The organism is Hymenobacter sp. AT01-02 (assembly GCF_000961955.2).
Lineage (GTDB): Bacteria > Bacteroidota > Bacteroidia > Cytophagales > Hymenobacteraceae > Hymenobacter > Hymenobacter mucosus.
Genome location: NZ_JZIR02000002.1, coordinates 12,202 through 26,632, shown reverse-complemented (window position 1 = coordinate 26,632; position 14,431 = coordinate 12,202). Strand labels below are relative to the sequence as shown.

General features: G+C 57.8%; 10 protein-coding genes. 6 read left to right on the top strand and 4 right to left on the bottom strand.

Going from position 1 to position 14,431, the window contains the following annotated elements; translation table 11 throughout:
• Positions 1–189: 189 nt before the first annotated feature.
• From VI25_RS00430 to VI25_RS00425, 3 genes are all read right to left on the bottom strand, one after another.
• A complete protein-coding gene (locus VI25_RS00430) occupies positions 190–1,260 on the bottom strand; it encodes an amidohydrolase family protein (RefSeq protein WP_236704816.1) in 1,071 nt (356 codons plus the stop codon).
• 80 nt (positions 1,261–1,340) lie between these two features.
• Entirely contained in the window at positions 1,341–1,493 is a 153-nt protein-coding gene (locus VI25_RS26225; RefSeq protein WP_236704815.1) for a hypothetical protein, read from the bottom strand.
• Between the two features lie 143 nt (positions 1,494–1,636).
• Positions 1,637–4,696 carry an amidohydrolase family protein gene (locus VI25_RS00425; RefSeq protein ID WP_082455333.1) on the bottom strand — a complete coding sequence of 1,020 codons (3,060 nt, stop codon included), beginning with the start codon at positions 4,694–4,696 and terminating at the stop codon, positions 1,637–1,639.
• Between the two features lie 148 nt (positions 4,697–4,844).
• Between VI25_RS00425 and VI25_RS00420 the strand changes: the two genes are divergently transcribed.
• Positions 4,845–5,102 (top strand): DUF2945 domain-containing protein, encoded by a 258-nt coding sequence (locus VI25_RS00420; protein ID WP_236704814.1) that lies wholly within the window; start codon positions 4,845–4,847, stop codon positions 5,100–5,102.
• 98 nt (positions 5,103–5,200) lie between these two features.
• On the opposite strand, the gene VI25_RS00415 is transcribed toward VI25_RS00420, so the two are convergent.
• Positions 5,201–6,757 carry an amino acid permease gene (locus tag VI25_RS00415; RefSeq protein ID WP_045690207.1) on the bottom strand — a complete coding sequence of 519 codons (1,557 nt, stop codon included), beginning with the start codon at positions 6,755–6,757 and terminating at the stop codon, positions 5,201–5,203.
• 212 nt (positions 6,758–6,969) lie between these two features.
• On the opposite strand from VI25_RS00415, the gene VI25_RS23810 reads away from it, so the two are divergent.
• The 5 genes from VI25_RS23810 to VI25_RS00390 all read left to right on the top strand — a co-directional run bounded on the left by VI25_RS23810 (position 6,970) and on the right by VI25_RS00390 (position 14,428).
• Positions 6,970–7,422, top strand: coding sequence for a hypothetical protein (locus VI25_RS23810; protein WP_152981428.1), 453 nt, complete (start codon positions 6,970–6,972; stop codon positions 7,420–7,422).
• Between the two features lie 305 nt (positions 7,423–7,727).
• Entirely contained in the window at positions 7,728–9,110 is a 1,383-nt protein-coding gene (locus VI25_RS00405; RefSeq protein ID WP_045690204.1) for an MBL fold metallo-hydrolase, read from the top strand.
• A gap of 125 nt (positions 9,111–9,235) precedes the next feature.
• Complete coding sequence (locus tag VI25_RS00400) at positions 9,236–9,589, top strand: DUF6970 domain-containing protein (protein ID WP_055562160.1); 354 nt, start codon at positions 9,236–9,238, stop codon at positions 9,587–9,589.
• A gap of 92 nt (positions 9,590–9,681) precedes the next feature.
• Entirely contained in the window at positions 9,682–10,911 is a 1,230-nt protein-coding gene (sbcD, locus tag VI25_RS00395) for an exonuclease subunit SbcD (protein WP_045690202.1), read from the top strand.
• A gap of 82 nt (positions 10,912–10,993) precedes the next feature.
• Positions 10,994–14,428, top strand: coding sequence for an AAA family ATPase (locus VI25_RS00390; protein WP_045690201.1), 3,435 nt, complete (start codon positions 10,994–10,996; stop codon positions 14,426–14,428).
• The last annotated feature ends 3 nt before the right edge of the window (positions 14,429–14,431 follow it).

Genomic DNA, 14,431 nt, shown 5'->3' with positions numbered 1-14,431 from the left:
GCACGCCCCAACACAATATGCGTAGCACATGAAGTAGGAAGATATTACTTTCTAATTTGGTTTTCAAAGGAAATCATCGGTCCTCCCCGTTATCTTTTCCAATGTCATCCCAGAACTGTACTTCGGCTTTTCTAAACACCACGGCCGCCAAATTGGCGGGCCCGTGGTGTTTAAGGGAGTCGGAAAACGCTAGCGCAGACCATATTTCGCCCGAAACTTGTCGCGCAAATAGGTTTGCTTAGTGTCGAGACGAAATGCACGGCCATCAATGTAGGCTTGCGTTACATTATTGGTACGCATATCCAATAAGTCGCCGCGGCTCACTACCAGCGTGGCACTCTTGCCCGCCTCCAAGGACCCGTATTCCTTATCAAGCCCTAGAATGCGGGCCGGGCTGAGCGTTACGGCCGTAAGGGCCTGCTCCTTGGTTAGGCCGTGCCCAGCCGCAGTGCCCGCAATGAAGGCTAAGTTGCGCGCCCCCGATGTTTCCATACCACCTTCATAATCAAGGCAGAACCGAACACCGGCCTGTTGCAACAAGCTAGGCAGTTTGTAAGGCAGGTCGTAGTCGTCGCCCTCCCGGCGAGGTAGGGCGTGAATGCGGGATAAGATTACGGCTACGTCGTTCTGCTTCAGAAAGTCCAGCATCATCCAGGCATCGCGGGCGCCTACCAGCGTCACCTTCTGCACGCCCAGGCGCTTAGCAAACCGCACCGACTCCACTATTTCCTTACCGTAGTCGGCGTGGATAAACAAGGTTTTAGAACCGTCGAACAAGCCGCCCATCGACGTCAGACGCAGGTTTTCCTTGCGGCTGGTAGGTTGCTGGCGGTAGGCGCTGGCTTCCGTAAGCAAGCTTTCTAGCTGGCGGAGCTGCTCCGTGCGGTTTTTCTCGCGCATCTCTAGTGCCTTTGCATCTTCGGCGGGGCTGGTTTTGATGACCATAGCCGGCCAGTTCAGGTGCAGGCCATCGTCCGTTTTTACGGCCGCATCCTGCCAGTTCCAGGCGTCTAGCTGCACCACGCTGCTTTGCCCCGAGAGCATACCACCGCGGGGCGTCACTTGCGCCAGCAGCACGCCGTTGGTCCGTACTGTGGGTAGAATATCAGAGTCGGTGTTGTAGGCAATGATGCTGCGCACGTTCGGGTTGAGAATGCCCACTTCCTGCTCGTCGACGGTAGCCCGAATGGCTTCTACCTCCGTAAGACCCAGGGTAGTGTTGGGCAGAATCAGGCCAGGGTAAATTTCCTGACCGTTCACGTCTACTACCTCGTAGCCTGCTTTGTCTTGCTGAAAGCCGCTCTGGGCGCCAGCGTACGTTATTTTACCTTTGTCGAATGCTACGGCCGCGTTGGCACTACCGTGCCGTTGCCTACGTGCAAGGTGCCGCCCACTAGTAGCACAGGTTTGCTTTGGGGCGGGGCCGGAGCCGGCACCTGGGCCGCGGCAGTGGTGGCCGCTAGCAGACCTAGGGAAAGAAGAATATGCTTCATGGAAGTGTTGTCGTTAGTTGTCTGGGCCGTTTGTGCGGAGGGTACTCCCGTAAGTGCCGTTGCAGCGCAAGGCGGCACCTACGCGCGGGAGCCTGAGCTGAACGGCCGAGTATCGCACTGAGTAGAGCACTAATCTGGCTGATTTACTGGTCTAGCTCCTTGGCCTCGCCTAGGGTGTCGCAGTGGTAGTGTTTGGTGGGCCTAGCGGTTGGGACTTGGGTAGGGGCACCACCCTTCTTAGCAGCCAGCATCAGCTGCACAATGCGCAGGCGCTCCTTCTGCATATCCTGGCGCATCTGCTGGTCGCTTTCCACGTCGAATAGCAAGCGGCCATCCACAAACGTGCGCTCAGCGTGAGCGTAGATGCTCAGCGGATTATCGCTCCACAGCACTACGTCGGCATCCTTCCCTTCCTTGATGCTACCCATCGTCTTGTCGAGGTGCAGCATCTTGGCCGGGTTAATCGTTACCAGCTTCAAGGCCTCTTCTTCCGACAGCCCGTTGTACTTCACCATTTTGGCGGCTTCCTGATTGAGGCGACGGCTCATCTCGGCATCATCGGAGTTGATAGCCACGTTCAGGCCCACGTCGTGCATGATACCCGCGTTGTACGGAATGGCGTCGCGCACTTCGTTTTTGTAGGCCCACCAGTCGGAGAAGGTGCTGGCATTGATGCCACGTGCTTTCATCTTATCGGCCACCTTATAACCTTCCAGAATGTGGGTGAAGGTGTTCACCTTAAAATTCATGCGGTCGGCTACGTTCATCAGCATGTTGATTTCTGACTGCACGTAGCTGTGGCAGGTGATGAAGCGCTGGTCGTTGAGAATTTCTACTAGGGCCTCCAGCTCCAAGTCGCGGCGCGGGGCTTCGCCTTTTCTCTGCTTGGCTTTGCTTAGCTTATTCCAGGCTTTCCACTGCTGCTCGTACTCCTTTGCCCGCGTGAAGGCATCTACAAACACCTGCTCGGTGCCCATGCGGGTTTGGGGGAAGCGCAACACGTTGGCCTCGCCCCAGTTACTTTGCTTCACGTTTTCGCCCAGGGCAAACTTGATGAAGCCCGGCGCTCCCTGAATCTTCATCTGCTCGGCGGTTTGGCCCCACCGCAGCTTAATCAGCGCCGACTGCCCACCAATAGGGTTAGCCGAACCGTGCAGTAGCTGTGCGGCTATTACGCCGCCAGCCAAGTCGCGGTACACATCCACATCCTCGGCATCTACCACGTCGCTAATGCGCACCTCACTGGTTACCGACTGGGTACCTTCGTTTACGCCTTCCGAAATGGCAATGTGGGAGTGCTCGTCGATGATGCCGGGCGTGAGGTGTTTGCCGGTGCCATCCACGGTGCGGCCACCGCTAGGCACGGAAAGGTTGCGGCCAATTTTGGCAATTTTACCGTTTTGCAGCAGTACGTCGGTATTTTCCAGCTTGCCGGCGGCCTCACTGGTCCATACCGTTGTATTCTTGATAAGCACCGTTTGCTGGGTGGGTAGAGCCGGCCGGCCGTAGGCTACAAATGGAAATTGCAACTGCCCTAGCTGCACCGGCTCGGGCGCCTTGGCTGAGTCGCGGCGAGCGGCCCGGCTGGCTTCGTCTAGGCGGCGGGCACTCCATTTAATAGCAGTAGCATCGGGCAGTTGGCCGTCGCCTTGAAACACGCGCCCCTCTTGAGTGTAGTAGCCAGCCAGCCGCACGGAGCCGCTGCCCTTCTTCTTCGGAGTTGGGTTATACACAATGGTTGTCAGGTCGCCGGACACTGTCAGGTTGCCCTTCACGGTGTCGCCGGGGGCGGCTACGATCTTCAGCTCGGGTGCTTCGGGCTTGCCCGCCAGCAGCAACTTGGTTTCGGGCTGGTTGCCCAGCTTCAGGGTGTACACTCCCCGGTAGTCGTTGGGAATTTCGCTGAGCTGGTACCGCACCCCCTGCACCCAGTTGTCCAGCATCACGTTGTCTTCGGCAAACAGGCGGGTAGAGCACACCAGGAAGTTAGCTTGCATGCCCGGCTTCAAGGCCCCTACCCTATCCTGAGCTTTTACCAAGGAAGCGGGAGTAGCCGTAAGCGCTTGCAATGCCTGCTGCTCAGTTAGGCCGTACTGAATGGCTTTACGCAGGTTGGGCAAGAACTTCTTCTTGTCTTTCAGGTCGGCGGCGGTTAGGGCAATGGGTACCCCGGCCTTGGCAAGTAGCCCAGCATTGGCGGGGGCCATTTCCCAGTGCTTCAGGTCTTGCAAGGGCACGCGTATGGCATCGTACACGTCGTCTACCACGTAGGCATCGGGAAAATTGAGGCTTACAATAAGCGGGGCTTCCGTGGCCTGAATGTCGGGTAGGCGCTGGTACTCGTCGCCGCGGCCCTTCAGAATGTATTGCACGCCAAACTCATCACCAACTTTATCGGCCCGCAAGGCGCTTTGCTTGTCGCGCACCTCAAAAATAGCCGGCAAACTGCGCTGCTGGTTTAGGGCCCGCAACGATAGGTTTTGCTCCCGTGTGGGGTTGCGCTGGTTCCAGTCGGCGTCGAGGTAGGTTTGGCGCAGCAGCGCAATGCTCCCCATCAGAGAAGAGGGATAGTCCTGGGTGCTAGTGCCTTTATCGAACGAGTAGGCCGTGGCTGCTCGATCCTGCAGAATCAGTTCGTTTTCCTGGCGGTTGGTGTTCAGGCTTACCAGGGCGGCCGTGCCGCGCACAATGCCATCGGGCTGGTGGGTAAGCACCGCCCCAAAGCCCAACTTGCGCAAGGCATCAGCCTGCTCATCATTAGCCGCAAATAGCTCCGCCGCGTTTACTTCCGGGTGCACGGCTTGGTTCCAATCGTAGGCGCCGGTTTTGGTGCTTTCAAACTGCGGACCACCGCGGCGGCCGCGGCGTTCGAGAGTTTTTACCTCGGGCACGCCATAGCTGGCGTACAGGTCTACGAAGCCGGGGTAAATGAACTTGCCCTTCAGGTCCTGAACGACGGCACCGGCTGGAATTTTAACCTTGGTACCCACGGCTTCCACTTTGCCATCCCGAATAATAAGAGTGGCGTCGTTGACCCGGGTTTTGTAGTCGGTGAAGATGGTAGCGTGCGTGAAGGCGTACAGGCCGGGCCGATCATCGTACACACCGTTGCGTGGAAACGTAGCCGACTGTGCATACGCAGCCGAAAGGCTGCCCATGAAGAGGCCGCCCGCCAGGCCTAGCTGGCGCAGGTCAATTCGCATAAGAGTACAGGGTAGAGTTCAGGAAATATGTAGAAAGGCTAGCGTGCAGGTGGTAGAGCCAAAGGCCTACTGCCAAATGTAAAGAAAGAAACCACCAGCTACAGTAGGTTGCAGCACCTTGCCTCAACCTTGTACATACCTCATCAGTATGTGCATTATTCTCCACTCTTTCACTTACCTACTCATGCGCAAAGGCACCAACGTCAGCTGGAAGTACGGAACCGGCACTGCTACTGGCAAAATTGAAGAAACCCACAAGGAAAGCGTAACCCGTAAGCTGCAGGGGGCCGAAATTACTCGCCACGGCACCCCCGATAACCCGGCTTTTCTTATTGTGCAAGAAAACGGCGACCGGGTTTTAAAGCTGCAAAGCGAAGTAAAAGCCACCTCAGCCGCTAAGAAATAGCCATTCGGCTAGGTAGAATGCCAGGGTACTACTCGCAAAAAAAGGCTCCGCTGGATAGTCCAACGGAGCCTTTTTTAAGCAGATTTTGCTGGTAAAGCCTACAGATTGTTACTGTCTGGCTTGATGAAGGCTTCTTCTTCCATTTCCTTGGGTACTACTACAATGCCCTGCTGCAGCTTAGAGTTGCGCTTGCCATACAGGAAGTACACCACAAAGCCCAACAGCATCCAGCCCATGGCCACTTTCAGCGTGAAGGTATCGAGGGCAGCAATCATGGCCAGGCATACTAGAATGCCCATGATAGGCACGAAGGGGAACGAAGGATTTGAGAGAGGCGAACGGAACGGACGGGGCTGCGCCGGATCGGTTTTGCGCATAATCCATACGCCCGCCGACACCAACACGAAAGCCAACAGCGTACCAAACGAGGTCAGGTCGCCGGCCAAGGAGCCAGGCACAAAGGCGGCAAACGCGCCTACAAACACTAGCAGCACCAAGTTCGACTTATAAGGGGTGCGGAACTTGGGGTGCAGCTCGGAGAAAGCCTTGGGCATCAGGCCATCGTTGGCCATGGAGAAGAACACGCGGCTCTGGCCCATCAGCATCACCAGTACTACCGACGAGAAGCCGGCCAGAATAGCCACCGTTACGGCCGTGGAAAGCCACTCGTAACCGGGCATGTGCTCTTTAATAGCGTAAGCCACTGACGCCTCACCGCCCTTAGCAGGGTCAGCAAATTCGCGCCAGTTAGCCACGCCCGTCAGCACGTGGCCAAACAAGATGTAGAGCACCGTGCAGACGGCCAAAGAGCCGAGAATACCAATGGGCATGTCGCGCTTAGGATTCTTGGCTTCTTGTGCGGCCGTCGATACGGCGTCAAACCCAATAAAGGCGAAGAACACGATGGCCGAGCCACCCAGAATGCCGAAAATGCCATGCTTGTTCCAGTCAGTGTACTCGCGCACTACTTCGCCGGCGGCGTTGCGCACGGGCTCGGCATTTTCCGGAATCAGGTAGGGGGTGTGGTTGGCAGGGTTGATGAACTGCCAGCCGATAGCAATGAACACCAGCACAATAGCCACTTTCACCACCACAATGATGGAGTTGAACGTAGCCGATTCTTGGGTGCCTTTGATTAGGAGCAAGCTCAGGGCCACGATTACCAACAGGGCAGGCAGATTTAGCCAGCCCCCTTCGCTGGGCGCGTGGCACAACTCAAAGGGTATTCGGGTTCCAAACACCTCCAGCAGCTTATTTAGGTACTCGCTCCAGGCAATGCTTACAGTGGCTGCCCCCAGGGCGTACTCCATAATCAGGGCCCAGCCAATTACCCAGGCTACAAATTCGCCCATGGTAGTGTAGGCGTAGGTATACGCCGAACCAGCAATTGGAATCATGGCCGCAAACTCGGCGTAGCACAGCCCGGCAAAGGCGCAGCCAATGGCGGCCACAATGAAAGCCAGCGTTACGCCCGGACCGGCAGCCTGGGCGGCAGCGGCCGCCGTGCGCACGAATAGGCCGGCTCCAATAATAGCCCCGACGCCCAGAGCCACGAGGTTAGCCGCGCCCAAGGTGCGCTTTAGCGAGCCTTCTCCGGAGGAGTTGGCCTCGCCCAGCAGCTGGGACAGCGGTTTTTTGGCGAAAATATTTGCCATACAGGTTATGAAGGAGTAAAAAAAGAGAGGTGTGAGGTGTAAAAATGGCAACGACAGCCGCCTGCAAGCAGCCACGTGGCCCGAATATAGCCGTTTCTGTTGAGTGCATGCATTGGCGCTACGGTTGCTGGCTTGAATTGCAGAGCCAGATTAAACCTGGCGTAGGCTCGACTATCCAACCAGCATACCTCCATTCCAAAGACTCTCTGCTCATGAAAAAGATGCTTGCCATCCTCGCCGTTGCTTTTCTGACGGCTGGCACTGCTACTGCCCAAACTGCTACAACCCCCACTACCCTGGGTGCCCGCCAGGGCCAGCGGGACGGGGGGCGCATGAACATGACGCCTGAGCAGCACGCTGATAGGCAGGCCCAACGCCTCACCAAACAGATCGGCTTGTCGGCCGATCAGACAGCCCAGGTGCGGGCTATTGCCCTGGCTGAAGCGCAGGAAACAAAAACAATGCGTGCCAACGCCTCTGCTAGCACCGACCGCCAAGCTGCTATGCAACAGATGAAAGCCACCCGCGAGAAGTATGACGCACAGCTGAATGCCGTACTTACCCCCGCCCAGGCTACGAAATACACCGAAATACGCGACCAAAAAATGGACAAGCGCAAAGACACGATGAAAGGTGGCAAGATGAAAGCTAAAATGAAGAGCTAAGCTGCCTTCATCTTACTCGTACCATTAAGTAAAAAAAGCTCCGGCCTGTGCGGCCGGAGCTTTTTTAGTGGACAGCATTCTACCTCAGTCACTACCTATTTATGCGTTACGAGGTACCGGCTACTAGAACATTCCAGCTTTTTAGTTGTATCCAAATCAGGCTCAGTATCACAACAGTAGCCAGCACAATTCATAGTACCCGGCGCAAATAGCAGTAGCGAAAAACCAGCACCTGCTTATATTTGACAATATGCCTCCCGTATCAGTTGAGCTGACGGGTAGGCAGCCACTACATCTACCACCCCATGAGTCCTCTGCCCAGTAGTACCGCGTCGGTACAGATTCAGCAGTTTTACGACAAGGGTTTAGCTCACGCGAGCTACGCCATCCGCAGCGGCCGTCAAGTAGCCATTATCGACCCGGCCCGCGACCCTCAGCAGTACTATGATTTCGCCGATGAGCACGACGCCAAGGTTGTTGCCGTCATCGAAACGCATCCCCACGCCGACTTCGTGAGCAGCCACCTGGAAATAGCCCAGGAAACAGGAGCCACTATTTATGTAAGTAAGCTGGTACAGGCCAGCTACGAACACCAGCCTTTTGACGAGGGCGACCGTATTGTCCTGAACACGGTGGAGTTGCACGCCATTAACACGCCCGGTCACTCCCCCGATTCCATCAGCATTTTGCTGATCGACGACCTTGCGCAAACGCGCGCCGTCTTTACTGGCGACACCTTATTTGTGGGCGACGTGGGCCGCCCCGATCTGCGGGAAGATGGCACTGTGGGCGGACACAACCGCCAAGACCTGGCCGCCCAGCTGTATCAGTCTACCCGCCAGAAGCTCATGACCCTACCCGCCACTACGCGTGTGTACCCGGCGCACGGCCCCGGCTCGCTTTGTGGCAAGACTACCTCCCCCGACCTCGACAGCACCATTGGCAAAGAGCTGAAAACCAACTATGCGCTTCAGCCTATGTCGCAGGCCGAGTTTATTAAAGTGCTGCTCGAAGATCAGCCCTTCATGCCTAAGTACTTCGGGCATGATGTGTTGCTGAACAAACACGGCGCCCTACCCTTCGAAGACAGCATTCGGGCGGTACCACGCCTGCAGCCCGGCACGGCGCTAGAACCTGGGGTAGTAGTTATTGATACTCGCCCGGCCGCCGAGTTCCGCGCGGGCCATTTGCCTGGCGCCATCAACCTCATGGATGGCGGCAAGTTTGAAACCTGGCTGGGCTCCATTGTGGGCCCGGACGAGCCGTTCTACCTCATTGCCGACTCACAAATTGCCCTTGATGTGGTAATTCGCAAAACGGCTAAGATTGGGTATGAGACTACCATCAAAGGGGCTTTGCTTACGCCCCGCGAGCTGTCCGCTACTAGTCCAACCATTGATGTGGAGCACGTTCGTCACCGGCCCCAGGACTTCACCATCGTTGATATTCGTAACCGCACCGAAGCTCAGCAGCCCATCTTCGACAATGCGCTACTGATTCCGCTACCCGAGCTGCGCGAACGAGCCCACGAAGTGCCTACTACAAATAAGCCCGTGCTGGTGCACTGCGCTGGCGGCTACCGCTCCGCAGCGGGAGCCAGCATCTTGGAGGCAGCGCTGCCGGGGGTACAGGTGTTTGACCTTGGTGAGGCCATCTCCACCTTTCAGCCGCAACCAGCGCACACCTAGCCTACCGATACCTAGTACGAGGTAGTGCAACCTTTGCGCCTTATATGACCTCTTAGAATGACCAAGGCAGCTGCCTTGGTCATTCTTGTTTTACGGCCTACGACTACTACAAATCTTTTCGCCCTGTGAAGACGACCTACTCATTGCTACTAGCCACCAGCCTTCTTTTTACCTTCACTGCCTGCGACAAAACAGATGTAGCAAAAGGGACCCCTAGCTGCATCCGGCAGAGGATAAATAAGGTGACGGAGGAATCTCCCTGTAAGGAAGGAGCTAGCGTACGAGAATACTTCTTTCAGGGTAAAACGGTGTATCTGTTTATCCCCGGCAGCTGCATTGCCGATGCTAGCTCCGAAGTGCTGGACGAAGATTGCAACACTGTAGGATACTTGGGTGGCTTGTGGGGTAATACTCAAGTAAATGGGTTAGACTTTAGCACGGCCGAGTTCAAGCGCACTATTTGGAACAGTAGCCGTTGAAGTAGACGCTGCTGGCTGCTTGCGAGCTAGGTAGCCACGGCCGCGCAGCGCAGGGCTTTCTTCTTCCGGCGGGCCGAAGTATCTTCGTAGTTATGCGCGTACTACACACCGCCGACTGGCACCTGGGCCAGCGCTTTATTAGCGGCCACGAACGAACCGATGAGCACCGTCACTTTCTGGAGTGGCTGGTAGCTACAGTGCGCGAGCAGCGCGTGGAAGTGCTGCTAGTAGCCGGCGACATTTTTGATACCGGCTCGCCCTCCAACCAAGCGCTAGAGCTGTATTATTCCTTTCTGCTGAACATGCGTGGCACCGGCTGTCGCGATATTGTGGTGGTCGGCGGCAACCACGACTCGCCCGCTACGCTAAATGCCCCAGCCCGGCTGCTGCGCCACCTGCACGTGCACGTGGTAGGCTGCGTGCCGGAGTGCTTTGAAGACCAGGTGCTGGTGCTGGATGATGCTGCCGGCAACCCCGGCCTAGTAGTGTGCGCCATCCCTTTTCTGCGCGACCGGGATGTGCGCCTCTCAGTACCCGGCGAAACAGCTGAGGATCGGGAAGCCCGCATCAAACAAGGCATTGCCGACCACTACGCCCGCATAGCGGAGGTAGAGCGCGTATGGCAGCTCAAAGACACGGGCCTACCCGTAGTAGCCACTGGCCACCTCTACGCCGCCGGGGCAGCCCCCTCCGACTCGGAGCGGACCATTCATGTGGGCAACCTGGGCCAGATTACGGCTGACCATTTCCCAACGGTATTTGATTACGTGGCCCTAGGGCACCTGCACCGCCCCCAGCGCGTGGGCGGCCGGGAACACATTCGGTATTCGGGCTCCCCTATCCCCCTGTCCTTCTCAGAGGTAGACCACCCTAAGGAAGTGCTGCTGCTGGAATTTGCCGCTGGCAAGCTTTTAACCCTCGACTCGCTGCCCGTACCGGGTGCCCGGCGCCTCGTGCGGTTTCATGGCTCCCTGGAAGAAGTTACGCAGGGCCTTACAACGTATGATAACGCGGGCTACCTGCTGCCAGCCTGGGCAGATGTGCAGATTCACTCCGAGCTGACCCAGCTAGAAGTGGCAGAAGCCTTACTAAAAGTAATTCAGGAGCTAGACCGCAAGCAGGTGGAAGTGCTGGCTCGCCGCCACTTCCGGCTGGTAAAGCTGCGCGCCCTGGGTGAAACTGAAGCGGCCGACGAGCCCCTCACCCGCAGCCTGCACGACTTCACCGAGCGCGAAGTGTTTGCTCAGCGCCTGGAAACCGAGCCTGAGCACGGCCGCGCTGAGCTACTGCGCACCTTCGACGAGCTGCTGGAAAGCCTGTAACCCTGCCCCGAACCCGTAACTTGTCCCATATTTCGGCCGCGCCGCGACTTTTTTCTTCGGCGCAAGCTGCCGCTTCTGCCCTATGAGAATTCTCCGCGTCCGTTTCTTTAACCTAAACTCCCTACGCGGGGAGCACGAGGTAGACTTTAGCAATGCTCCCTTGTCAGAATCGGGGCTGTTTGCTATTACTGGTCCTACTGGCGCGGGCAAGACCACCATTCTCGACGCCATTACGCTGGCCCTATATGGGCAGGTTCCGCGCCACGAAGGCAGCGGCCCCGAGCAGGTAATGAGCCACGGCACGGGGGAAAGCTGGGCAGAAGTAGAGTTTGAGGTAAATGGCCAGCAGTACCGCTCCAAGTGGGGCCAGTACCGCGCCCGCAAGCGCGCCGACGGCAAGCTGCAAGACCCTCGCATGGAGCTTAGCGAGCGGAAAGTGGCCGAGGACGGGGAAGTATCGTGGCCGTTTCTGGAAACCATGAAGCGCCAAGTACCCTTTCGCGTAGCCGAACTCAGCGGGCTGGAATACAAACAGTTTCTGCGTTCCGTACTCCTTGCCCAGGGCGACTTTACCCGGTTTTTGAAGTCGACGGCGGGCGAGCGGGCTCAGCTGCTGGAGAAAATTACCGACACGAAGAAGTACTCTGATATTTCCAAAGCGGCTTTTGAACGGGCCAAGCAGGAAAATCAGCGGACCGAGCAGCTGCGCCAAGGCTTGGCGGGCGTCGTGTTGCTTTCCCCGGAGGATGTACTGGCTCTGGAAGGCGAGATTGGTGACCTGCAACAACAGCTCAGCACCATTGTGGCTGCCCAGCAGCGCCAGCAAGAAGCGCGGTTATGGTTGCGCCAGCTAGCCGACTTGCGCCAGCGCCAGCAAGCGGCCCAACAACGCCGGCAGCAGCTGTCCGCCCAGGCTTCTTCGCTCGCCCCCCTGCGCCAGCGTCTGGCGTTGCATCAGCAAGCCGCTCCTTTTGCAACGGACTATGCCCTGCTTCGCCAAGCCGATGAGCAGTTAACCCACCTCCGCCACGAAGCAGCCCGCCTGCGCGAACAGTTGCCCCAGCTAGCTGACCGGCAAGCTACTGCTGAATCAACCCGCCTAGCGGCCCGCCAGGCCCACGAGCAGGCTACTGCCACTAAAGAAACTCAAGAGCCCAAGCTACGCGAAGCCGAGCAACTCGACTTGCGTATCACGGAGGCGCGGCGGGTTCTCACCCAAGGGAAGACAGAGTATGAAGACAAGAACGAGCAATGCAAGCGCCTAAAGGCAACGGCCGAGCACGCAGGTAAGCGCCAGCAGGTGCTGCGTGAGCATGTAGCAGAAGCAGAAAAATGGCTGCTTGTAAACGCCGTTGTGAGCGAGCTATCTTCTTCTCTACCCGAACTGTCGGCTAGCTTGCAGCACTGGGAGCACTTGAAAGGGCAGCTAGGGCAGTTGCGGCAGCGCTTGGCGGAAGCGCGCCAGCGTCAGCAGAAAGCCGCCGCCGATGCCAGCACCCAACAAGAGGCCGTGGAAGCTGCCCAGCAGCAGTTGGCTCGCCTGGTGGCGCAGCAAGAGCAAACCACCCGCACCCGCACCGTATGGCTGCACCGCCTGCGCTTCCATATTAGCAGCCTACAACAGGAGCAGGAGCGCGAGCAACAGCACTGGGACGATTTGCGCCGCAGCCTGCAAATGCAGCAGCTTATTCTCTCCCACACCGATACGCGCGCGTTGCTGGAAGCGGGCCAGCCCTGCCCCGTATGCGGCGCTACCGAACACCCCTATATGGCGGGTGTATTGGGCGTAAGCGAGGACTCTTTTCAGCGCGACCGGCAACGCGAGGAGGACCTTAGCCAACGCGTACGAGCTTTAGGAACCCGGTTCAACCGCTTGAATACCTACGTAACGATGCTGGAGCAGGCAGGCCCGGAACCCGCGGCGGCCCCTACCGCCACCATTCAGCTGCTACCGGAATCAGCTGAGAAAGCCGCAGCTGAGGAAGTGAAGACCCTGGTGCACACCCTGCGCGAACTGCGCGACCAGGTGGCCGCGGCCCAGCAGCGTGCCCATCAGGCCATGGTGCAGCAGCAAACCACCAGCCACCAGCAACAGGACTACGCGCTCATAGTACACCAACTGGAAAAGGAGCTGGGCGACGCGGAAGACCAGCTTCAGCCCGCTCGGGAAATGATTCAAAGCCACGCGCAAAGCTTTGGCTTACCCTTCACGGGCGAAAATGGCCGGGCGCTTATGGAAACGGCCCGCCAGCGTATTGCTGAGTTTGACGACTACTACCGTAGGCTCAACGAAGCCAAACAAGAGCTAAGCGGAGTGAGTGTAGAAGCAAAAAAGGCAGCGGACGATCAGCAGGACCTGCAAACGTGGCTGCGCACCCGTAAGCAAAGCCTTGTTGATCAGCACCAGGATATTATGCGCCAGCAGCAGCAGCGCGAGCAGCTCCTCCCCGATGCCGACCTAGCCCGCGTGCGGCAACAGCTTGACGAGGCCGTTCGGGTTGCTGATGCACGCCGCCAGCAGGCCGAGCAGCAAGCGCAGCAGCACGAAACCGCGCACTCAGTAGCCACGGCTCGCCTGCGCCAGCACGAGCAAGACACTGAGCAGCAACAGCAGGCCCAAACTACCCGCCATACTACCCTTACAGCATCCTTAACCGCAGCAGGCCTCAACCCCGACCCTGCCACGCTACCTGCCTTGCTTTTACCAACTGCCGAGGTTACTACCCTGCAAGATCAGCTACGCCGCTACGAACAGGAAGTAGCTCTGGTAGAGCAGACTATTCAGGATACTACGCAGCAGCTAGCGGCAGAAGAGGCCCGGAATCTTACCACCGAGCCGCTCGAAGCACTTGAGCAGCAACTTGCCGCCGCTAACCAGCAAATAGCCACGCTCAACCAGCAGTTAGGGCAGCGCCAGCAACGTCTCCACGACCACCAGGCTAGCCTGGAACGGCACGCGTCGTTGGCAGCTGCGTTAGACAAGCAGCAACAAGAGTCCCAGCGCTGGCGCCAGCTCACGGAGCTAATTGGCTCTGCCGACGGAAAAAAGTTCAGTGAGTTTGCCCAGGGCCTTACCCTCGCCCGCCTTGTAGATTTGGCCAACCGCCACCTGCACCGCCTCACCGACCGGTACCGCATCCTACGCAACCCCGATGAGCACCTCGATTTACTGGTGCAGGATGAGTACCAAGCCGGCAGCACCCGTTCCATGAATTCGCTGTCGGGGGGTGAAAGCTTCTTGGTGAGCTTGGCCTTAGCACTCGGCCTTTCGGAGCTAGCCGGTCACAAAACCCAAATCGATACGTTGTTCATTGATGAAGGCTTCGGAACCCTTGATCCGGATGCGCTGGATGTGGCTATTTCGGCCTTGGAGTTGCTGCAAGGCACGGGCAAAACCATTGGTATCATCTCGCACGTGGAGGCGCTGAAGGAGCGCGTCACCACTCAGATCAACGTGCGGAAAGGCGCCGGCGGCATCAGCTCCCTCCGAATTGTGGGCTTTGGGGAGGAGCTATAGCGG

Bases quoted from the DNA above. Each gene is read 5' to 3' on its own strand.
- VI25_RS00425 (WP_082455333.1), bottom strand. From the start codon at position 4,696: ATGCGAATTGACCTGCGCCAGCTAGGCCTGGCGGGCGGCCTCTTCATG.
- VI25_RS00415 (WP_045690207.1), bottom strand. From the start codon at position 6,757: ATGGCAAATATTTTCGCCAAAAAACCGCTGTCCCAGCTGCTGGGCGAG.
- VI25_RS00390 (WP_045690201.1), top strand. From the start codon at position 10,994: ATGAGAATTCTCCGCGTCCGTTTCTTTAACCTAAACTCCCTACGCGGG.
- VI25_RS00405 (WP_045690204.1), top strand. From the start codon at position 7,728: ATGAGTCCTCTGCCCAGTAGTACCGCGTCGGTACAGATTCAGCAGTTT.
- VI25_RS26225 (WP_236704815.1), bottom strand. From the start codon at position 1,493: ATGAAGCATATTCTTCTTTCCCTAGGTCTGCTAGCGGCCACCACTGCC.
- VI25_RS00420 (WP_236704814.1), top strand. From the start codon at position 4,845: ATGTGCATTATTCTCCACTCTTTCACTTACCTACTCATGCGCAAAGGC.
- sbcD (WP_045690202.1), top strand. From the start codon at position 9,682: ATGCGCGTACTACACACCGCCGACTGGCACCTGGGCCAGCGCTTTATT.
- VI25_RS23810 (WP_152981428.1), top strand. From the start codon at position 6,970: ATGAAAAAGATGCTTGCCATCCTCGCCGTTGCTTTTCTGACGGCTGGC.